This window comes from Providencia sp. 2.29 (genome assembly GCF_015832305.1).
Taxonomy (GTDB): Bacteria; Pseudomonadota; Gammaproteobacteria; order Enterobacterales; family Enterobacteriaceae; genus Providencia; species Providencia stuartii.
The window spans coordinates 2,531,619-2,551,561 of sequence record NZ_CP065420.1 but is presented as its reverse complement, the minus strand read 5'-3'; the positions used below and the strand labels follow the sequence as shown (position 1 = coordinate 2,551,561).

The following is a 19,943-nucleotide window of genomic DNA, read 5'->3' as shown; positions in this document are numbered from 1 at the left end:
GATAATAACGTGCCCAATAAAATTACCTTAAACTAGGATTTGGCTGGAAAAACAGCGTTTGCATAAGAAACACCATTTTCTAGGATCTCAATTGCCAATGGTAGCAGCTTTGAGGGTTTTCCACCGTTATCCTCAGTCGTATAATTTCCTAATACAACGAGGTTCTTATCTTTTTCAGCCCCATGGATATATTTTACGACGGAATTTTTTATAGGCTCTAACTCATAGATCTTTTGATTCAGTATGGAAGCAAAATAGACATCATCACCTTTTTTATAGGCAACAACAGTAACCAAACGTCCTTCTGTTGAGTCAACGACCTTGAGTGTTTCAGGGCTTAATTCATTGTCGTAAATCTCTTTTGCTCTATTAATGAGATGAGCTCTCACTCGATTACCGACTGATGAATCGTTAATATAGTTTTCGATTTGAGCTAACCCATTCATATTATCTATAAACGCTTTATTTTGAAGGTTCTGCGCTTTAATACCACCCTCATAACTGCCGTGCTCACAAACTAAGGCAGGAAAGCTGTCTTTACGAATGCGATTGCCAACACGAACAGAGTTAATTACGATATCGTCACCGATATAGACTTCACTAATAAATGGCCTAAACCCCATAAATTCATTTTGATTATTCTTTGCATTAAACTCACCACAAACGATGGCTTCATCGGCATTCCTATGAACAACAATATCTTTATATTGTATTGAGTCAGGATCAGGATAATGTGTGGCAATCTCTTTTTTTATTGCAGTATGAATTTTATTTTCTGGGGGGGAGCAAGCGAATAAGAGAAAAGAGAGAGGAAAAATAAAAAAATGGGGCAGTTTCATGATCGTATCCAAATGAGTCTGTCATTAATAAAGGCTAACCGCTATTTAATTTTTGTATAAGTATATTATATCAATAAATATTGAGAGATAAAATGTTTGCAGGGTTTGATAAATGTATTATTACTATTTGGGCAACTACAGATTTAAAAATACGGAGAATAAATTGAGAAAAGAATAAGAGTGAAACAAGTCACCCTTATTCGATGATTTTAGGGTTTACGTGCAACGAGGATAGCGCGTAATGGAGCAGGGTAACCTTCGATGGTTTTTGTTGAGTCATTAGGGTCTAGAAATTCTGCTAATGAATCCGTTTTCATCCACTCAGTACGGCGCTGCTCTTCAACTGTGGTGACGGCTTGGTCAACGATCCGCACATCAACAAAGCCACATTTTTCTAACCAAACTTTAAGCATTTTAGCCGATGGAATAAAGTAAACGTTACGCATTTGTGCATAACGGTCACCGGGTACTAAGCACTGGAACTCATCCCCTTCAACAACCAAGCTTTCTAAAATTAGCTCGCCTTCACTGACTAATTGATTTTTTAGCTGCCATAAGTGGTCAAGAGGAGAACGACGATGATAGAGCACTCCCATTGAAAATACGCTATCAAAGGCATTAAGTGCGGGGAGCTGTTCGATGCCTAATGGTAATAAATGAGCGCGTTGGTCATCGCCCAGTAATTTCCTAACCGCTTCAAATTGGCAAAGAAACAGTTGTGTAGGATCAATCCCGACGACAAATGAGGCGCCTTCGCCTAACATGCGCCACATGTGGTAACCACTACCACAACCCACATCAAGGATCATTTTATCCTTTAAAGGGGAGATGTGAGGTAAAACCCGATCCCATTTCCAATCAGAGCGCCATTCCGTATCGATATTGATACCGTATAGAGAGAAAGGGCCTTTACGCCAGGGTTTTAATTGCTCAAGAATACTATTAAGACGGCGAGTTTCCCCTGCGGATAATTCAGGGTCACGTATCGCAGTTACGCTATTTTTTAAATCGAGTTGGGTGGGGGTCATGATGGGTAAATTTTCTAACATTTTTTCCCATGATTTGAATCCACCGTGTAATTGCGAGTTTTTCCACTCGCTAAGTTGAGCGGGTAATGTTTCAAGCCAATGACTTAAAGGGCCTGTTGCAATTTGCTGATAAAAGCGCCCGAAATCAATCATAACTGTGCCTCTTTAAGTGCTAATAAGGAGCCAAAGTTAAAGCATTGGAACCATACTTCACAATGCGTAAAGCCGGCTTGTTTTAACCGTAACTTATGTGTTTCAACAGAGTCGGTCAGCATAACATTTTCTAACATGCTGCGTTTCTGGCTGATTTCTAATTCGCTATAACCATTTGCACGTTTAAAATCATGATGCATATTGAATAACAACTCACCAATCTCTTTGTCTTCAAAATTGAATTTTTCTGACAGCACAAGGATACCGCCGGGTTTGAGGCCTTGATAAATTTTAGTTAATAGCTGTTGGCGGTCATTAGGATTAAGGAACTGCAACGTAAAATTGAGTACCACCATCGATGCATTTTCAATAGGGATATCGCGAATATCACCTTCGATAACCTCGACGGGCGTTGCGGCTTTGTAAGCGTCAATATGACGACGGCAACGTTCAACCATTGCAGGTGAATTATCGACAGCAATGATTTGGCAATGTTGCGCGGTAATATTGCGGCGAATTGACAGCGTTGCTGCTCCCAATGAGCAACCAAGATCATAGACACGGCTGTTTTCGGTGACAAAGCGCCCAGCTAGCATCCCAATCATCGTGATAATGTTTGAATAACCCGGCACCGAGCGCTGGATCATATCGGGAAAGACTTCGGCAACTTTTTCATCGAATTGCCAATCACCTAAGTTGGCAATCGGAGCGCTAAAGAGGCTGTCTTTATTGTTGGATTCCTGACTTGACATAAGATCTGTGTATGTAAAACAAAAGTAGTTGCGGATTGTAGCAGAAAAGGCGCGTAACCTGAAAATCAATCAGTCAAAACAGCAATAAAAGTTTTACGACACTTAAATAAAGTGCCGCGCTGATAATAAAAATTAAAGATTGAAGGAAAAAATTTGGATCCAAGGTAGGTAATAGATATTGGCGATAACCATCAATGTCATGGCAATATAGGTTGCCGCCATGCCTGAGCGACGATAAGAGATATCATGATTTTTCAGGCCATAAGAGTGGAGTATACGCCCTGCGATTAAAACTAAGCCACATAAGTGGATCATCCAAACCTGCGCGCCGTTCATCTCCATAAAAAGCAATAATATCAAAGCAATGGGGATGTACTCTATAGCGTTACCATGAGCGCGAATCGCTGTTTGTAGCTCATAGAAACCCCCATCACCATAAGATACTCGATATTGATTTCTGAGCTTCACAACATTCAACGATAGTTTAAGTAGTAACAAAGCGCCCAGTACAGCATACAGAGAGCTGACCATTTATTCACTCCATTGCTTAACCAAATTGATTCACTGATTGATTAAAACTATTCACTATATTAATAGATATTAGTAAAATTTACTAATAGTATAATGTCTAATTAGTCTACCTTTAAATTAAGGCTCCACAACAACGTAATCTGTTGGTGATTAACTTAATTAATTAGGCCATCTTGTTGTAATTTCGCCATAATGATCGCGGCAGTGGCTGAACATTTTGCTAGGTCATGGCTATCAAACCAAGCAAGCTCCGCAATTTCTGCGGCAGGGCGAGGGGTACCATTATAATGCGCAAAATAGCAACGAATACGTACCTGAGTTCCATCTTGTTTACCATCAGCAGCGCCAATAAATTCATCATAAAATTGAAGAGAATCTTTATGTAAGGTTAAGGTTAACTCTTCTTCAATTTCTCGACATAAGGCTTGTTCATCACTTTCGTTAGGTTCGCGCTTTCCGCCCGGAATATAGAAGAGTGTCTTATTATGAGAACGAACCATTGCTACTTTGCGGTCAACAAGTGTAATTAAGCCTAACTTATCGATAATTTTATTGTCCATTGCCTTTAACTCTTTGTTTTAAGTGTTGGGGCCACTATGATGTGATGTTAATAATATTACTCAAATATAATGAAAACAATGGGTTTTGTATGGTTCCCCATTAGTAGACAGAATCATGGTCCACTAATGGGTAATATAAAATTTTATATGAATTATTTGGCTTTATTAATAATTTCAACTAACTCATATCTGACATTTGGGGCATCAGCAGGCGGATTAGCAACGTCAAATTGTTTGACTTTCAAAGTGTATTGGTAGCCAGGTTCATATTCAAACCCTTGGATATTGCCATAAAAAAATTCCCACTCGGCATTTGGGTCTTGTTTGACTTTCATACATTTCATGGGGGCAACACCAACGCAATCAGCCAATGTTGAATCAATATAAAAAGTTTTTGTGTTATCAGCAGGTTTCACGGTTTGGCAGCCTACAAGCAGTAGAAATAGAGAAGAAACGAAGAGACTTTTTTTCATCGGATGGCCTTATATGCAGTTCAAATAAGTATGATTATAATAAATAACAGCAGGTAATTATTCTTAAATCAATTCAAATTGAACAATTATTTTGCTCGTATGCAGTTAAATAGGTTTTTGTTTGTTATCACATTCATCGTCGTGCAGTGATGAGCTAGAATAACCTTATTATCTATTTTGTTTGAAAATTAAGCATCATTTTGTTTCGAGCGCGTAAGGATAATGGATAACGCAAACACCATTGTCTATGTTGCGGTCATGAAACAGAATAACGCAATTAAATAAACCCGCCTTGCAATATGTACATAACTCGCGGAGTCACTTAAAATCACCAACAGTCATAAATTCTGTTTATAGCCATGTACAGTCATCGTTACGTGTTTCGATTAACTTTTAATCGATTAAAAGATGATTAAAAACAAAAATATTAGCTGTGTCCGCTAATACGTAACTGTTTGTGCAACAGAATTTCCTGTATAATGTCTGCCTTTTTGACATTCTGAATGTTCAGCAAAATGCCAAATTTCCGCAGCAAGTAAAATGCACAACAAGCTGAGTAAAAAAGGATATTGTATGCGTACTAACTATTGTGGGCAGTTAAACATTGCTCATGAAGGCCAAAAGGTCACTCTTTGTGGATGGGTAAACCGCCGTCGTGATTTGGGTGGTTTGATTTTTATCGATATGCGTGACCGAGAAGGTGTCGTGCAAGTATTTTTCGACCCTGAGCGCAAAGACCTCTTTGAAAAAGCTTCGGAATTGCGTAATGAATTCTGTATACAAATTACAGGAACTGTCCGCGCTCGCCCAGATAACCAAAAAAATAAAGACATGGCGACGGGGGAAATTGAAATCTTTGCTGAAGATCTCAACGTTTTTAATAAATCAGAGCCACTGCCGTTAGATAGCAACCAATCTAATACGGAAGAGCGCCGCTTAAAATACCGCTATCTTGACCTACGTCGCCCTGAAATGTCAGAGCGCTTACGCACTCGTGCAAAAATTACCAGTTTCGTCCGTAACTTTATGGACAAAGAAGGCTTTATCGATGTCGAAACGCCAATGCTGACCAAGGCAACACCAGAAGGTGCTCGTGACTACTTAGTGCCAAGCCGTGTGCATAAAGGTAAATTTTATGCGTTGCCACAGTCACCACAATTGTTTAAACAATTGCTGATGATGTCTGGCTTTGACCGCTATTATCAAATCGTTAAATGTTTCCGTGATGAAGACTTGCGTGCAGACCGTCAGCCTGAATTTACCCAGATCGACGTCGAAACGTCATTTATGACGGCAGAACAAGTACGTGAAATCATGGAACGCATGATCCGCCAATTATGGTTGGACGTTAAAGGTGTTGATCTCGGTGACTTCCCAATAATGACCTTCGCAGAGGCAATGCGTCGCTACGGTTCAGATAAACCTGACCTACGTAACCCAATGGAATTAGTGGATGTAGCTGATATCGTTAAAAATGTCGAGTTTGCCGTTTTTTCAGGGCCAGCGAACGATCCAAAAGGCCGTGTTGTGGCATTGAAAGTGCCTAACGGTGCTGTCATGACTCGTAAACAGATTGATGAGTATGGTCAATTTGTTAGCATCTATGGTGCTAAAGGGCTAGCATGGATGAAAGTAAACGAACGTGCAAAAGGTTTAGAAGGTATTCAAAGCCCTGTCGCTAAGTTCTTAAATGAAGACGTTATTAACCAACTTCTTGAAAGAACAGAGGCCGCTGACGGTGACATTCTGCTGTTTGGTGCAGGAGCAAAAAATGTTGTGACCGATTCAATGGGGGCATTGCGACTGAAAGTAGGTCGTGATTTTGAACTGACAGACTTAAATAGCTGGAAGCCACTTTGGGTGATTGATTTCCCAATGTTTGAAGAGGATGGCGAAGGTGGCCTAAGTGCAATGCACCACCCATTCACTTCACCACGTGACTATTCACCGGAAGATCTGGCCAAAAACCCAGAAGAAGCTGTTGCTAATGCCTATGATATGGTCATCAATGGCTATGAAGTCGGTGGTGGCTCTGTGCGTATCCATCGTAGCGAAATGCAACAAACCGTGTTTAATATTCTAGGTATTAATGAACACGAACAACGTGAGAAATTTGGCTTCTTGCTAGATGCATTAAAATACGGTACACCGCCACATGCCGGTTTGGCGTTTGGTCTCGACCGTTTAGTCATGCTATTAACGGGAACTGATAATATTCGTGATGTTATTGCATTCCCTAAAACAACGGCTGCGGCGTGTTTACTAACTAGTGCACCAAGCCAAGCGAATCCAGATGCACTAACAGAATTAGCTATTTCAGTTGATGCAAAAAACGCTGAAGACTAATTTATTCGACATGAATAGTTTTAAACGCCCAGAGTCGGTGTTAGTGATCATTACCGCTGAAAGCAGCGGTAATGTGCTTATGCTACGGCGCAAAGATGATCCCGATTTTTGGCAATCCGTAACGGGTAGCTTAGAAGATCATGAAGGTGCGTTTGAAACCGCAATGCGGGAAGTCCGTGAAGAAACGGGCTTCCTCCCCCAAGAGGGGCAACTGTATGACTTGGCGCGTGAAGTCACTTTTGAAATTTTTGCGCATTTCAGGCATCGTTATGCTCCCGGTGTAACACATTGCAAAGAGCACTGGTTTAAAATGGTACTGCGTGTTGAACAAGTACCACTTTTGACGGAGCATACTGAGTTTTGTTGGGTTCCACCGCAGAAAGCGGCGGAATTAACGAAATCTTGGAGTAACCGTCAAGCTATTTTAGAATTTGCTATTTAATTATTTTATTGACGTTTTTGGAGATATTTCATGGCAGGTCATAGTAAATGGGCCAACACCAAACACCGTAAAGCGGCACAAGATGCTAAGCGCGGTAAGATTTTTACTAAAATTATCCGTGAGCTGGTGACAGCGGCGCGTTTAGGGGGCGGTGATCCTGCTACTAACCCGCGTTTGCGTGCTGCTGTGGATAAAGCATTATCGAACAACATGACCCGTGATACTTTAAACCGCGCAATTGCGCGTGGTGTTGGGAATGATGAAAACGATAATATGGAAACTATCATTTATGAAGGCTATGGCCCAGGCGGCACAGCGGTGATGGTTGAATGTTTGAGTGATAACCGTAATCGTACCGTTTCTGAAGTGCGTCATGCTTTCACCAAAACTGGCGGTAACCTCGGAACAGATGGTTCAGTTTCCTACTTATTTACTAAGCGTGGCGTTATCACTTATGCACCGGGCGTTGATGAAGATGCCTTGATGGAAGCTGCATTAGAAGCGGGCGCTGAAGATGTTGAAACTTATGACGATGGCGCTATCGACGTTTACACCACACCAGAAACTTTTGGTGAAGTGAAAGATGCTCTGGATGCAGCTGGCTTTACTAGCGAAGCGGCCGAAGTTTCGATGATCCCATCAACTAAAGCAGAGCTGGATGTTGAAACAGCACCTAAATTACTGCGCCTAATCGATATGTTGGAAGATTCTGACGACGTGCAGGAAGTTTATCATAACGGTGATATCTCTGACGAAGTAGCAGCACAACTGTAATCAGCTATCACTCGCGTAGAGAAAGCGGGCTGAATTCAGCCTGTTTTCTCTAACGCATCTCTAATAATAGCTGCTCCTTTATCTACTCTGCGTGGCTTACTGGTTTGCCATCTAGCGCTTTTGTGCATTTTGTCTTTCCTGTCTGTTTTTTTGGGCCTAATGATATTGGGAAATAGGCTATTTCTGTGCTTTTTTATCTCAGCTTAGAGAGACTCGCTAGTCATAGTCGCTTATCAATACGATTATTAAGGCACGGCATGAGTATTGTCGCCGCGGAAAGATACAGATAAGATGATATTAAAAGTAATAATGGATATTAATAGGCTTTGATATGGCGATTATTTTAGGTATAGACCCCGGTTCACGTGTAACGGGCTATGGTGTTATCCGCCAACAAGGCAGGCAACTTTTTTATTTAGGAAGTGGTTGTATTCGTACTCAGGTTGATGATTTACCAAGCCGTCTGCAACGTATTTATGCGGGAGTCTCGGAAATTATCACTCAATACCAACCCGATGTATTAGCAATTGAACAAGTGTTTATGGCAAAAAACGCCGACTCAGCCTTGAAATTGGGCCAAGCTCGTGGTGTAGCGATTGTAGCAGGTGTTAATCAAAATATTCCTGTGTTTGAATATGCTGCGCGGCAAGTGAAGCAAACCGTTGTCGGTACAGGGGCCGCGGAAAAAAGCCAAGTACAGCATATGGTTAAATCGATACTTAAACTTTCTGCTAATCCTCAATCAGATGCAGCGGATGCCTTAGCGATTGCCATAACGCATTGTCATTTTAATCAGAATTTGCTTCGTGTTGGCGATCCTCGCTTAGTGTTAACGCGTGGGCGATTAAGATAGTGACTGGATATACGTCCAGCCTTTTTTATGGTATAAACAGCGCTATCAATAAAATAAACTGAGGGCTTCAAGGTGATAGGTCGTTTACGCGGTATTGTATTAGAAAAACAACCCCCCATTGTTTTGTTAGAATTGCAAGGTGTTGGCTATGAAGTCCATATGCCAATGACCTGCTTTTATGAATTACCCGAAATCGGTCAAGAAGCCATTGTATTTACCCATTTTGTGGTGCGTGAAGATGCGCAATTATTGTATGGTTTTAATGACAAACAAGAGCGTGCACTATTCAAAGAGCTGATTAAAGTGAATGGTGTTGGGCCTAAACTGGCTTTAGCGATATTATCAGGGATGTCGGCTCAACAGTTTGTTTCTGCTATCGAACAAGAAGCGATTTCATCATTGGTTAAACTACCGGGAATTGGTAAAAAAACGGCTGAACGTTTGGTCGTTGAAATGAAAGACCGCTTTAAAGGCCTCAATGGTGATCTGTTTAACCAACACAGTGATATTAAGCTGCCGGATGTCAATGTCAAAGTATCAAGCCGCGCTGATATTGAAGCGGAGGCGGCAACCGCACTGGTCGCTTTAGGTTATAAACCACAAGAAGCCAGTCGTATGGTCAGCAAAGTGGCTAAGCCAGACAGTGATTGTGAGTCATTGATCCGTGATGCATTACGTGCAGCACTTTGATTGAGAGAAAATAACGATGATTGAAGCTGATCGCCTAATTTCTGCTGAAGTGATCCATGATGAGGAAGAAGCGATTGATCGCGCGATCCGCCCTAAATTACTCAATGAGTATATCGGGCAGCCACAAGTTAAAGAGCAGATGGAAATCTTTATTCAGGCGGCTAAGTTACGAGGTGATGCACTTGATCATCTATTAATTTTTGGCCCTCCAGGTTTAGGTAAAACCACGCTTGCAGGGATAGTCGCGAATGAAATGGGGGTAAATTTACGGACGACCTCCGGCCCAGTACTCGAGAAAGCGGGAGATTTAGCGGCGATGCTCACCAACTTAGAGCCGCATGATGTGTTATTTATTGATGAAATCCACCGCTTATCTCCCGTTGTTGAGGAGATCTTGTATCCCGCAATGGAAGATTATCAACTTGATATTATGATAGGGGAAGGGCCAGCAGCGCGCTCGATCAAAATTGATTTACCGCCTTTTACTTTAATTGGGGCAACAACACGGGCTGGCTCTTTAACTTCACCATTACGTGATCGTTTTGGTATTGTGCAGCGCCTTGAATTCTATAATGTCGATGATTTGCAATACATTGTGAAACGTAGCGCTCAGTTTATGGGTGTAGAAATTAGTGAAGAAGGGGCTAGACAAGTCGCCATGCGCTCGCGAGGTACACCGCGTATTACTAACCGTTTATTACGCCGTGTACGTGATTTCGCACAAGTCAAAGGTGATGGCAGCATCAATGAGCTAATTGCTAGCCAAGCACTCGATATGTTGAACGTCGATGCCGCGGGTTTTGATTACCTTGACCGGAAACTGTTAGTCGCCATTATTGATAAATTTATGGGTGGACCTGTGGGGGTTGATAACCTTGCAGCGGCTATTGGTGAAGAGCGGGAAACCATCGAAGATGTTTTAGAGCCATTTTTGATCCAACAAGGTTTTATCCAGCGCACTCCTCGTGGTCGGATGGCAACAGCTCACGCTTATCTACACTTTGGTTTAACTCCGAAAGAAGTTTAAGTGCTTAATGTCAGAAATTTCCCCCTTTACGGATAGGAAAAATAAAGGGGGAATATGATGCTACACGATCATTTACTCATTTGAATTAGGATCAAATGAGTAAGGGGAATCATATAATTCTAATGCTGGATCTGTACGAATCTGATAATTTAAAATGTCGTATAAATCAAATGAATTCCAATTTTGGCACTCTTTCTTATTGATTAACTTGTTATTTTTATAAACAGCTAATCCCTTAAATGCCCAGCCGCGCCCCTCGCCTTGATACAACAAATAGCTGTATGGGCCATTTTGAAAACGAATATATAGAGATTCACCAGCAATAAAATGTCCTTGCCCAACAAAAATATTTCTCGCTCCTTTTTCATTAAGCGGTAAGGTTATCTCTGGCTTAGCCAAAGTTCCGTATCGATATTGTGGTGTTTTCCCCGGGTCGACTATCACGCTAACATACTTTTTATTCTCCAGTTGGCAGGTAAATTCTGCGGCCATCACTGGTGTTGCAGATACCCCAATTATAACCATCCCAAGTAATGTTTTATTCATTTCGATACCTTGATACTTAATATTATTAGAGTATTAAGTATTTATTTTTTATTTTAATTAACGAGATGGTTAAGACTGAAAATAGCAAAAGTGTGAAGTTGATATAAAATAAAACCGCTCAATGGGGTATCACCTATTGAGCGGTAAGAGAAAAGCCTCAGTCGGTATTAATTTTTCGTTTTGACTAATAAGCTAAAGGCAAACAAGATTGCAGCGGTTAAGACCACTGAAGGGCCGGCTGGCGTATCGTAAAACGCGGAGAATGTGAGACCTCCTGTCACCGATAACATACCAATTAAAATCGCGATCAGTGCCATTTGCTCTGGTGTTTTAGCGAAACGGCGTGCTGTGGCGGCAGGGATAATTAATAAAGATGTAATAATTAGCGCACCGACAAATTTCATTGCGATCCCAATGGTCAATGCAGTGACTAACATCAGTAGCAGACGTAGGCGTTGAATATTGACACCATCAACAAAAGCGAGCTCTTGGTTAACCGTCATGGAAAGCAGCGCCCGCCAGCGCCAGCAAAGTAAGCCGCAGACTACAATCACACCAATAAAGATAGTGATAATATCCTCGTAATTAACCGAAAGGAGATCCCCGAATAAGTATGCCATTAGGTCAACACGCACATTGGCCATTAAGCTGACAACGACGAGGCCGAGGGATAAGGCGCTGTGAGCCATAATGCCTAATAAGGTGTCAACAGCCAGCTGAGGGCGTCGTTCTAACCACACTAAAATCAAAGACAGCAGCAAAGTGACAGCAATTACGGCATAGAATGGGTTGATATTCAGCAATAGGCCAAATGCCACACCTAATAAAGAAGCGTGTGCAAGGGTATCTCCAAAATAAGACATGCGGCGCCATACCACAAAGGATCCTAACGGGCCGGCAGCAATCGCCAATAACATCCCCGCAATCCAACCGGGTAACAGTAACTCAATCATGACGGCACTCCTTATTATGAATATGAGGAGCCACAACGTTACCTTCTAAATCATGTTGATGGTTATGATGGTGGCGATAAACGCCGAGTTGTGATGCGCCACGATAGCCAAACATCGCAACAAACTCAGGGTGGTTCGATACAACATCGGGTGTCCCTGAACAGCAAATATGCCCATTAATACATAATACTTTATCCGTTTTCGCCATGACTAAATGCAGGTCGTGAGACACCATAAGTACGGCACAACCAAGCTCTGTGCGTAATTGGTTAATTAAGTCATAAAGTGCGACTTGCCCATTCACATCAACCCCTTGAGCGGGTTCATCCAGAACCAAAAGGTCGGGCTTATTCAATAAAGCACGTGCTAATAACACACGCTGTGTTTCGCCACCAGATAGTTTCTGCATTGGCTGTGTCAATAAATGGGCGGCTTTAACACGTTCAAGAGCAGGTAACAGTTGGTCTGAACGAACAGCAGGTTTTAGCATTAAAAAACGCTTTACGGTTAATGGTAAGGTGGCGTCTAAATGTAATTTTTGTGGAACATAGCCAATAGACAGTGAAGCGGCTCGCTCAATGATACCTGTAGTCGGCGCTAACAGTCCTAGCACGACCCGAACAATTGTCGATTTGCCCGCGCCATTAGGGCCTAACAAAGTGACAATATCGCCTTTATTTAAGGTAAAGCTGACGTCTTTGAGCACCTGTTTCTCGCCAAAAGAAACGGAAATTTTATTTAAATTCAGTAATGGTTGCATGTGAAAAACATCTTGCAGAATTCATGTTGTGTTATATTATAACATTTCAAAATTAAAATCACGGAAAAAGACGTCTATGATACATAAATCTCAATTCAATGCCCGACAATTTATTTTAGGCGCCGTTGCGGCATCTGTCCTTAGCACAACGTTGGTCACTGCGGCAAAGGCGGATGTTGTGACCTCTATTCGCCCACTTGCCTTTATTGCCGCGGGTATCGCTGATGGTGTGACTGATACTCAGGTCTTGCTGCCAGATGGTGCATCACCCCATGATTATGCGCTTAAACCTTCTGATTTGAGGAAAATTAAACAGGCAGATCTTTTTGTTTGGGTAGGCCCCGATATGGAGATGTTTTTAGATAAGCCACTCAAGACGTTACCACAGGATAAACGTCTGGCGCTGGCAGAACAAGCAAATATTATTCCCTTGCTGATGAAAGGGGATGAGGAAGAGGCGCATGACCATGAACAGGGTGATGAAGCTAATCATGATGAGGATCACGAACATCACCACCACGGTGAGTATAATATGCATATTTGGCTGTCGCCCGAGATTGCAAAACAGGCTGCGTTAGACATTCACGATCGTTTAGTAGTGCTTTATCCTGACCAAAAAGATAAGCTGGACGTAAACCTTCGTAAATTCAATGAAAAAATGACGCAAAACGATAAGAAAATTGTTAATATTTTAGAACCAGCCAAAAACAAGGGCTATTTTGTTTTTCACGATGCCTACGGCTACTTTGAAAAACACTATCGGTTGGCTCCTTTGGGGCATTTTACGATAAACCCGGAAATTCAGCCTGGTGCACAGAAATTACATAAAATACGAACTCAATTGGTTGAGCATAAAGCACAATGTGTTTTTGCTGAACCCCAATTCAGGCCAGCCGTCATAGAGAGCGTAGCAAAAAATACGGGAGTCAAAATGGGAACTCTCGACCCGCTAGGTAGCGGGCTGGAAATAGGACCAGATAGCTATATGCAGTTTTTAACGCAACTGTCTAAGCAATACGCGAGCTGCCTGAATTAAACAAGAAGGAATTGTTTAGTGCAGCAAATGGCTAAAGGGCTTGCGCAGGTTTACGGTAGCCTGTCCAAGTCTCACAAAATAATGTTAGGAACATTAACAGTAGCAACATTGGCCGTCGCGATTTGGCGGCCAGCGCATTTACCATCAACTAACACAGATACTGAAGGTTCAGTCGATACCGTTATTCCTCTTGCATTTGTACCTTTGACTGATGCAACTGATGATATTATTCAAGATAGTAGCGAACAACTTCCTGATGAAGGCGTCGCTGATAGCACTGACGGTGAAACGGATGGTGCGCCAATCCCCCATGAATATGTTGTTGCAAGCGGCGACAACCTCACTAGCATACTGACTCAATTCGGTATTGAATCAGGTGATGTGGCGACGTTAGCTAATCAACATAAAGCGTTACGTAATCTAAAAATTGGTCAAACGCTAAACTGGAGCCTGACCGATCAGGGGGAGCTCGACACTTTAACATGGGAAGTTTCTCGTCGTGAGACCCGTGTGTACACCCGTGTTGGTAGCACAAATAAATTTGAAGAAAAGAAAGAGATCCGTTCAGGTGAATGGACAAATAGCGTCCTGGCGGGGGTGGTAAACGGCAGTTTTGCGCAAAGTGCCAGCCAAGCAGGTTTAACACGCAGTGAAGGCCGTGAAGTGATAAAAGCACTTCAATGGCAAATTGATTTCCGTAAACTGAAAAAAGGCGATAAGTTCACCGTGTTAATGAGCCGTGAAATGCTTAATGGACGTAGTGAACAAAGCCAGTTGATCGGTGTTCGTCTACGTAGTGGTGGGAAGGACTATTATGCTTTCCGTGCTGAAGATGGTAAATATTACGATAGCGAAGGTAATGGTTTAGAAAGAGGTTTCCTGCGTTTCCCAACAGCCAAGCAGTTCCGAGTATCATCACAGTTTAACCCACGTCGAGTTAACCCAGTAACAGGGCGTGTAGCACCGCATAAAGGGGTGGATTTTGCAATGCCAGTGGGTACCCCAGTGCTTGCAGTAGGTGATGGTGAAGTGATTGTGTCGAAATATAGCGGAGCCGCGGGGAACTTTATCGCGATTCGTCATGGGCGTCAGTACACCACGCGCTACATGCATTTACGCCAATTACTGGTGAAGCCAGGGCAAAAAGTTAAACGGGGTGATCGTATTGCACTTTCTGGTAATACAGGGCGCTCAACAGGACCACATCTGCATTTTGAAATGTGGGTCAACCAACAAGCGGTTAACCCATTGACAGCGAAATTACCGAGTTCAGGTGGTTTAACTGGTAAAGAACGTAAAGAGTACTTAGCCATGGTTAAAGAAACTAAACCACAGTTAAAACTCAATTAACTCTTCATTACTGGCAGGTACAGTGTATCTGCCAGCTTTCTTTGTAACGCTTTCACTTATTATCATTTTAAGCTATAAAAGAGCGCGAACAGTTCTTTTAGGTACATTATGAATAAAGATAAAGATACCGACAGTAAATTAGGCTATGTGCCAACCTTTCATAAATCCTATTTACATCCTAAATACTGGGGAGTTTGGGCTGGGGCTGGCGTTTTTGCCGCTTTAGCCTATATTCCTGTTAAAATTCGTGACCCCATGCTGGCAAAAGTGGGGAAATGGGTAGGAAAATTGGCAAAAAGCGCAAGGCGCCGCGCAAAGATAAATCTATTATATTGCTTCCCTGAGCTTACCGAGCAGGAAAGGGATCAATTAGTGGATAGAATGTTTGAAACTGCACCTCAATCGTTTGTGATGCTTGCAGAGTTATGTATTCGTGGCGCTGATAAAACGTTAGCAAGAACACATTGGCATAACCAAGAGATTATTGATAACTTAAAGCAACAAGGCAGTAATGTTATTTTTATGGTGCCACATGGGTGGGCTGTAGATGCTCCAGCCATGTTACTTGCTGCAAAAGGCTATAAAATGGCGGCGATGTTTCACCACCAAAAAAACCCAGTAGCAGATTATTTATGGAATAAAGCACGTTACCACTTTGGTGGTCGCTTACACTCTCGAGAAGCAGGAATTAAACCTTTCATTGCTTCTGTACGGCAGGGATATTGGGGGTTTTATCTTCCCGACCAAGATCACGGCGAAGAGCATAGTGAATTTGTCGATTTTTTTGCGACTTATAAAGCAACATTGCCTGCTGTGGGCCGCCTAATGAAGGTATGTAAAGCGAAAATTGTGCCTCTGTTTCCGGTGTATGATCATCGTACTCATCAACTGCATATTTATATCCGTGAGCCTATGGATGATATTGATGGGCAGGATGATGAATATATTGCAAGAAGGATGAATGAAGAGCTGGAATATCTCGTCGGTCCAAATCCTGAACAATATACTTGGATACTTAAGTTATTGAAAACACGGAAGGGGGATGAAATTGAACCCTATCAACGTGATGATCTATATCGATAGTTTTACGTTCAATTCACTTAAATAATTATATTTTCTATGAATAGCACCTCGACTGAATTGTTATGTTAGAGGTGCTTTTTTTATATTTGGGGAATGCCTTACCTAAGAATTACCAATCTTTTATTGATTGGCTAATTATGATAATAATTTAGTTAATTGAGAAGTGAATAGAAAAAAAGATATTTATTTTTCTCTTTTATACTTTATTTATGATCGCTATTTTATCGATTTGCCTTATATCAAATGTTTTATAACACCATGATAAATAAGTGAATTATATATTTCTGGGGTTTATTTATAACTTATTTTTTGTAAGGTTATAACTGCTTAACTGCATAAAACGAAGCCTTTTATCGAGCGGAAAGGTCAAAAATCCTTATCAATAGTTAATATCAATTATATGGTAAATGAAATACACGTAAAAGGTTATTTTTATGAAATGATATAAATTGTTGTAATGCAGATAATGTGAGTTTAGTTGATAGAGCGTATTTGTCAGAGTAAAAATAGGCAATCAGAGGTGGAAGGTTGCATTGAGATGCTCATACATTTGCGTTATTTTTCTTTGTAACTAAAGAGTCGTGTGTATTGATGAATGATAATGGAGATATAAGTTTTTTCTCTTTTTCATAAGCTCACTATAGTTAACCGTTAACTTATTGGAACAGTAATAAGATTAATCTAATAGAGCACTAGTTTGATAAAATTTTGATGAAATAAGTATTAATTAAAAAGGTCATATTGTCTGCCATTCCCCCCTAGAACCCCACATTTGCTAATCAATAACAAAAAATTATTAGATTAATATCCTGATTTTCTTTACTCTCAATAGGTGTTTAATAAGCCATAAATTTGCAAGCATTTGACGAGAACATTAAATGTTAAATCATAATTTAATTTAAAGTTAAACATCGTACCAAATATTTATTAATAAAATAATTAATTAATTTAAATTACGCTGGGATTTTTTTAATGATTTAACGCTAAGGCAAAACGCTATATTAACGAATAGTTTTTATGTTTTAAATATACAATAAATGGCAATAAATTTATTGTATATTTTATTTTTACTGATGATTAAATGATGGAAGAAATAAGAGTAAGTTTAAATTAATAAAGCTCAAAAAAGAGATTCTTTTTAACTAAGATGAAATTTGTACTAAAAAACATACAGACTTAAATAATATTTAACTAATGATGACAAAATGATCTGTAAGTGCATATACCTATTAACGGTGATGAAATATGTTGCTATATTTTTATTAAATAATAAAAATTGAGTCCAAAACTCTATTTGGAGACGCTATGGAAAAAACTAGAACGACATTGGACCAATGGATTACCTTGCAAGCTGTTGTAGATTGCGGGGGATTTGCACAAGCCGCTGAAGTATTACATCGGACTCAATCCGCTATTAGTTATACAATCAGCAAACTTGAACAAACACTAGAAATTGAAATCTTTTCATTAGAAAAAAGACGCGCTGTTTTAACACCGAAAGGTGAAATGTTATTAGCGTTATCTCGGGAGTTAACGAATAAAGCGATATTATTGGAAACAAAAGCTAAATTACTGAATAGTAAATGCAATATAAAGATTAAACTCGTGATAGACACGCTTTATCACACAGATAATCTTTTAGATAAAGTGGCTAATTTTATTAAAAGGCATAAAGATTATGACATTGATATAATCAAACAAAACATATCTAAATCAGATGTGTTTGCTTTAAAAGATTATGATATTTTGATTACAGATCAGCATGTTGAGACTTTAAATCCTATTTTTTTAGAAACGGTTGAATCTGTTATTGTGACTTCACCTGACCATATATTACAGAGTATTGAAGAATCTAACTTATTGGATTATCTATCTAAATATACAAAAGTTGTTCTTGATCCTTCATTGGAAGATACCGTTAAAAGTGCACAAACTATCAGCGCTGCATCACTAGAAACAGTTATTAAACTTGTCGAAAATGGAACGGGCTATACATGGTTGCCTAAAAATCTAATAAAAAACCAGTTGAATAATCATTCACTAAAACAGCTAAAAATTGCCAATAAAAATATTTACTATGATTTTTATATGTATGTGAATAAAAATTCATTGGTGCAAGATGTTTTAGGTGAATTTATAAACCATTTAGAGTTAACTGAGATTAAATAAACGTTAATCATTAAATGAGTAATCAAAAATAAACATTAAGTGTTTCGATATAATAACAAAAAATTCAATGTAACAAGATATTAACTAAATTAAATTGTGATGCTATATTTCGCTTGCACTCATGCACTGAGTAAATATTTATTAGTGCTGTGGCAATTAACATCAGAATATCTAATTATAGGAATCGATATGAGTATTCTAAAAAAATCCCTAACTGCTTTAGGGGTGGCTTTAGCTGTAACAACCGCTCCAGCTGTTTTTGCTTCAGGAACAATTGACTTTACTGGTGAAATAACTGATTCAGCTTGTGCAGTAGATAGTAGCTCTCAAAACTTAACGGTTGACCTTGGTAAAGTGTCAGTGAAAAGTTTAGCAGCAGCAGGGCAAATTGCTGGTTTAAAAGATTTTACTATTAAACTCATCGATTGCCCTGAAAATGCTAAAGTGGCAGTAAGATTTGGTGGCTCTCGTGATAACGATGACCGCGATATTTTACAAATAGCACAAGCTGGGGGTCACGCAACCAAAGTAGGTATTGCTTTATTTGAAAAGGATGCGACAACACAAATTAAACTATTTGAAGATTCAAAATTAGTTGAATTTAAAAATGCAGCAGGTGATTCAGTAGAATTGAATTACGTAGCTCGCTATAAAGCAACAGGTGCTGCAACTGCTGGTAAGGCAGATGGTACGGCTGTTTATAGCATTCAATATCAATAATAAATATATACCCTAAATAATTTGAGTTGCATCTAAAAGACAGACCTACATATTCTGAGAAGCATCGTTATTTAATGCCTCTTGGAGGGGATGGTGCACGTCAATCATGAGGCAATTTGAATATAGTGTGTATAGAGGGTAACGCTGTTACCCTCTCATTTTTAATAAATAAAATGGCCGAATTATGAAAAAAATAATTTTTTCAGCAGTTTTTCTTTTATTTTCTATTTCTCATTTTGCTTCTGCGGCGGGTGTCAGTGTGGGAGGAACTCGTTTTATCTATCAAGAAAATAAACGTGAAATTGATATCCCTATTTTTAATAGTGATAAAGAAAAGCCATTCCTTATTCAAACTTGGGTAAGTCCATTTGAAGGTGAAGGAAAAACACCATTTATTGCAACGCCACCATTATTTCGCATCGAGCCAGATAGTAATGCTGCTGCACGTATTTCTTATGTAGGTGAACCTATTGGTTCAAACCAAGAAAAATTATATTTGCTTAATGTAAAATCAATACCACCTAAAGACGTTAAAATTGAAAATCAATTACAGATTGTTATTAATTCTCAGTTTAAACTATTTTTAAGATCAAAAGATATTGTTCCATTTGACTTTAATAAAGTTGAAATTATCAAAAAACCTGACGGTATTATTATTAATAACGATACTCCCTATCATTTATCAGTTAGGGATATATTGGTGGACGGGAAAAACATCCAAGGTGGTGATCTCGTTTACCCTCATACAAAAGAATACATTGTTAAACACAGCATAAATAATAATCAAAAAGTTGTTGTTAAATTTATTAATGACTATGGCGCGATTATTGATAAAACATCTAAATAAGAGTATAAAAA

21 protein-coding genes are annotated in these 19,943 nt (G+C 39.8%); 12 read left to right on the top strand and 9 right to left on the bottom strand.

What is annotated here, in order from left to right; genetic code table 11:
* Positions 1–32: 32 nt before the first annotated feature.
* From I3B46_RS11725 to I3B46_RS11700, 6 genes are all read right to left on the bottom strand, one after another.
* Complete coding sequence (locus I3B46_RS11725) at positions 33–839, bottom strand: hypothetical protein (protein WP_104873459.1); 807 nt, start codon at positions 837–839, stop codon at positions 33–35.
* 209 nt (positions 840–1,048) lie between these two features.
* Complete coding sequence (cmoB, locus tag I3B46_RS11720) at positions 1,049–2,020, bottom strand: tRNA 5-methoxyuridine(34)/uridine 5-oxyacetic acid(34) synthase CmoB (protein WP_004919439.1); 972 nt, start codon at positions 2,018–2,020, stop codon at positions 1,049–1,051.
* Entirely contained in the window at positions 2,017–2,772 is a 756-nt protein-coding gene (gene cmoA / locus I3B46_RS11715; protein WP_004919440.1) for a carboxy-S-adenosyl-L-methionine synthase CmoA, read from the bottom strand. The genes cmoB and cmoA overlap by 4 nt, the downstream gene beginning before the upstream one ends.
* A gap of 132 nt (positions 2,773–2,904) precedes the next feature.
* On the bottom strand, positions 2,905–3,303 hold the full coding sequence (locus I3B46_RS11710) for an MAPEG family protein (protein WP_004919441.1): 399 nt from the start codon (positions 3,301–3,303) through the stop codon (positions 2,905–2,907).
* Positions 3,304–3,458: 155 nt separating this feature from the next.
* Entirely contained in the window at positions 3,459–3,863 is a 405-nt protein-coding gene (locus tag I3B46_RS11705; RefSeq protein WP_004919442.1) for an NUDIX hydrolase, read from the bottom strand.
* Positions 3,864–4,015: 152 nt separating this feature from the next.
* The gene (locus I3B46_RS11700; protein WP_036940116.1) at positions 4,016–4,336 is read right to left on the bottom strand and encodes a DUF4377 domain-containing protein; all 321 of its coding nucleotides are present in this window, start codon (positions 4,334–4,336) and stop codon (positions 4,016–4,018) included.
* A 573-nt stretch (positions 4,337–4,909) separates the two neighbouring features.
* Here I3B46_RS11700 and aspS point away from each other — a divergent pair.
* From aspS to ruvB, 6 genes are all read left to right on the top strand, one after another.
* The gene (gene aspS, locus I3B46_RS11695) at positions 4,910–6,682 is read left to right on the top strand and encodes an aspartate--tRNA ligase (protein ID WP_053110887.1); all 1,773 of its coding nucleotides are present in this window, start codon (positions 4,910–4,912) and stop codon (positions 6,680–6,682) included.
* Between the two features lie 10 nt (positions 6,683–6,692).
* Positions 6,693–7,124 carry a dihydroneopterin triphosphate diphosphatase gene (gene nudB, locus I3B46_RS11690; RefSeq protein ID WP_169342169.1) on the top strand — a complete coding sequence of 144 codons (432 nt, stop codon included), beginning with the start codon at positions 6,693–6,695 and terminating at the stop codon, positions 7,122–7,124.
* Between the two features lie 30 nt (positions 7,125–7,154).
* On the top strand, positions 7,155–7,898 hold the full coding sequence (locus I3B46_RS11685) for a YebC/PmpR family DNA-binding transcriptional regulator (RefSeq protein ID WP_004919448.1): 744 nt from the start codon (positions 7,155–7,157) through the stop codon (positions 7,896–7,898).
* A gap of 331 nt (positions 7,899–8,229) precedes the next feature.
* Entirely contained in the window at positions 8,230–8,751 is a 522-nt protein-coding gene (gene ruvC, locus I3B46_RS11680) for a crossover junction endodeoxyribonuclease RuvC (RefSeq protein WP_004919450.1), read from the top strand.
* A gap of 72 nt (positions 8,752–8,823) precedes the next feature.
* Entirely contained in the window at positions 8,824–9,441 is a 618-nt protein-coding gene (gene ruvA, locus I3B46_RS11675; protein ID WP_004919453.1) for a Holliday junction branch migration protein RuvA, read from the top strand.
* 16 nt (positions 9,442–9,457) lie between these two features.
* Complete coding sequence (gene ruvB, locus I3B46_RS11670) at positions 9,458–10,468, top strand: Holliday junction branch migration DNA helicase RuvB (protein WP_004919456.1); 1,011 nt, start codon at positions 9,458–9,460, stop codon at positions 10,466–10,468.
* Positions 10,469–10,540: 72 nt separating this feature from the next.
* Here the strand turns inward: ruvB and I3B46_RS11665 are convergent, their stop codons facing one another.
* From I3B46_RS11665 to znuC, 3 genes are all read right to left on the bottom strand, one after another.
* On the bottom strand, positions 10,541–11,014 hold the full coding sequence (locus tag I3B46_RS11665) for a hypothetical protein (RefSeq protein WP_004919459.1): 474 nt from the start codon (positions 11,012–11,014) through the stop codon (positions 10,541–10,543).
* Between the two features lie 167 nt (positions 11,015–11,181).
* Complete coding sequence (gene znuB, locus I3B46_RS11660) at positions 11,182–11,967, bottom strand: zinc ABC transporter permease subunit ZnuB (RefSeq protein ID WP_014658292.1); 786 nt, start codon at positions 11,965–11,967, stop codon at positions 11,182–11,184.
* The gene (gene znuC / locus I3B46_RS11655) at positions 11,960–12,727 is read right to left on the bottom strand and encodes a zinc ABC transporter ATP-binding protein ZnuC (protein WP_004919464.1); all 768 of its coding nucleotides are present in this window, start codon (positions 12,725–12,727) and stop codon (positions 11,960–11,962) included. Before znuC ends, znuB begins: the two co-directional genes overlap by 8 nt.
* 76 nt (positions 12,728–12,803) lie before the next feature.
* Between znuC and znuA the strand changes: the two genes are divergently transcribed.
* The 6 genes from znuA (at position 12,804) to I3B46_RS11625 (ending at position 19,932) form a co-directional block, all read left to right on the top strand.
* Positions 12,804–13,763, top strand: a complete 960-nt coding sequence (gene znuA, locus I3B46_RS11650) for a zinc ABC transporter substrate-binding protein ZnuA (RefSeq protein ID WP_004919466.1) — start codon at positions 12,804–12,806, stop codon at positions 13,761–13,763.
* Between the two features lie 27 nt (positions 13,764–13,790).
* On the top strand, positions 13,791–15,113 hold the full coding sequence (gene mepM, locus I3B46_RS11645; RefSeq protein WP_154598745.1) for a murein DD-endopeptidase MepM: 1,323 nt from the start codon (positions 13,791–13,793) through the stop codon (positions 15,111–15,113).
* Between the two features lie 108 nt (positions 15,114–15,221).
* The gene (gene lpxM / locus I3B46_RS11640; RefSeq protein ID WP_004919471.1) at positions 15,222–16,196 is read left to right on the top strand and encodes a lauroyl-Kdo(2)-lipid IV(A) myristoyltransferase; all 975 of its coding nucleotides are present in this window, start codon (positions 15,222–15,224) and stop codon (positions 16,194–16,196) included.
* A gap of 1,305 nt (positions 16,197–17,501) precedes the next feature.
* Positions 17,502–18,365 carry a LysR family transcriptional regulator gene (locus I3B46_RS11635; RefSeq protein ID WP_040133096.1) on the top strand — a complete coding sequence of 288 codons (864 nt, stop codon included), beginning with the start codon at positions 17,502–17,504 and terminating at the stop codon, positions 18,363–18,365.
* A 189-nt stretch (positions 18,366–18,554) separates the two neighbouring features.
* Positions 18,555–19,085, top strand: coding sequence for a fimbrial protein (locus I3B46_RS11630; RefSeq protein ID WP_014658296.1), 531 nt, complete (start codon positions 18,555–18,557; stop codon positions 19,083–19,085).
* A gap of 184 nt (positions 19,086–19,269) precedes the next feature.
* Positions 19,270–19,932 (top strand): fimbrial biogenesis chaperone, encoded by a 663-nt coding sequence (locus tag I3B46_RS11625; protein ID WP_004919478.1) that lies wholly within the window; start codon positions 19,270–19,272, stop codon positions 19,930–19,932.
* The last annotated feature ends 11 nt before the right edge of the window (positions 19,933–19,943 follow it).

What these genes read in the sequence shown, in the direction of transcription:
- I3B46_RS11725 (WP_104873459.1), bottom strand. Translation starts at nt 839, where the DNA reads ATGAAACTGCCCCATTTTTTTATTTTTCCTCTCTCTTTTCTCTTATTC.
- cmoB (WP_004919439.1), bottom strand. Translation starts at nt 2,020, where the DNA reads ATGATTGATTTCGGGCGCTTTTATCAGCAAATTGCAACAGGCCCTTTA.
- cmoA (WP_004919440.1), bottom strand. Translation starts at nt 2,772, where the DNA reads ATGTCAAGTCAGGAATCCAACAATAAAGACAGCCTCTTTAGCGCTCCG.
- I3B46_RS11710 (WP_004919441.1), bottom strand. Translation starts at nt 3,303, where the DNA reads ATGGTCAGCTCTCTGTATGCTGTACTGGGCGCTTTGTTACTACTTAAA.
- I3B46_RS11705 (WP_004919442.1), bottom strand. Translation starts at nt 3,863, where the DNA reads ATGGACAATAAAATTATCGATAAGTTAGGCTTAATTACACTTGTTGAC.
- I3B46_RS11700 (WP_036940116.1), bottom strand. Translation starts at nt 4,336, where the DNA reads ATGAAAAAAAGTCTCTTCGTTTCTTCTCTATTTCTACTGCTTGTAGGC.
- aspS (WP_053110887.1), top strand. Translation starts at nt 4,910, where the DNA reads ATGCGTACTAACTATTGTGGGCAGTTAAACATTGCTCATGAAGGCCAA.
- nudB (WP_169342169.1), top strand. Translation starts at nt 6,693, where the DNA reads ATGAATAGTTTTAAACGCCCAGAGTCGGTGTTAGTGATCATTACCGCT.
- I3B46_RS11685 (WP_004919448.1), top strand. Translation starts at nt 7,155, where the DNA reads ATGGCAGGTCATAGTAAATGGGCCAACACCAAACACCGTAAAGCGGCA.
- ruvC (WP_004919450.1), top strand. Translation starts at nt 8,230, where the DNA reads ATGGCGATTATTTTAGGTATAGACCCCGGTTCACGTGTAACGGGCTAT.
- ruvB (WP_004919456.1), top strand. Translation starts at nt 9,458, where the DNA reads ATGATTGAAGCTGATCGCCTAATTTCTGCTGAAGTGATCCATGATGAG.
- I3B46_RS11665 (WP_004919459.1), bottom strand. Translation starts at nt 11,014, where the DNA reads ATGAATAAAACATTACTTGGGATGGTTATAATTGGGGTATCTGCAACA.
- znuB (WP_014658292.1), bottom strand. Translation starts at nt 11,967, where the DNA reads ATGATTGAGTTACTGTTACCCGGTTGGATTGCGGGGATGTTATTGGCG.
- znuC (WP_004919464.1), bottom strand. Translation starts at nt 12,727, where the DNA reads ATGCAACCATTACTGAATTTAAATAAAATTTCCGTTTCTTTTGGCGAG.
- znuA (WP_004919466.1), top strand. Translation starts at nt 12,804, where the DNA reads ATGATACATAAATCTCAATTCAATGCCCGACAATTTATTTTAGGCGCC.
- mepM (WP_154598745.1), top strand. Translation starts at nt 13,791, where the DNA reads ATGGCTAAAGGGCTTGCGCAGGTTTACGGTAGCCTGTCCAAGTCTCAC.
- lpxM (WP_004919471.1), top strand. Translation starts at nt 15,222, where the DNA reads ATGAATAAAGATAAAGATACCGACAGTAAATTAGGCTATGTGCCAACC.
- I3B46_RS11635 (WP_040133096.1), top strand. Translation starts at nt 17,502, where the DNA reads ATGGAAAAAACTAGAACGACATTGGACCAATGGATTACCTTGCAAGCT.
- I3B46_RS11630 (WP_014658296.1), top strand. Translation starts at nt 18,555, where the DNA reads ATGAGTATTCTAAAAAAATCCCTAACTGCTTTAGGGGTGGCTTTAGCT.
- I3B46_RS11625 (WP_004919478.1), top strand. Translation starts at nt 19,270, where the DNA reads ATGAAAAAAATAATTTTTTCAGCAGTTTTTCTTTTATTTTCTATTTCT.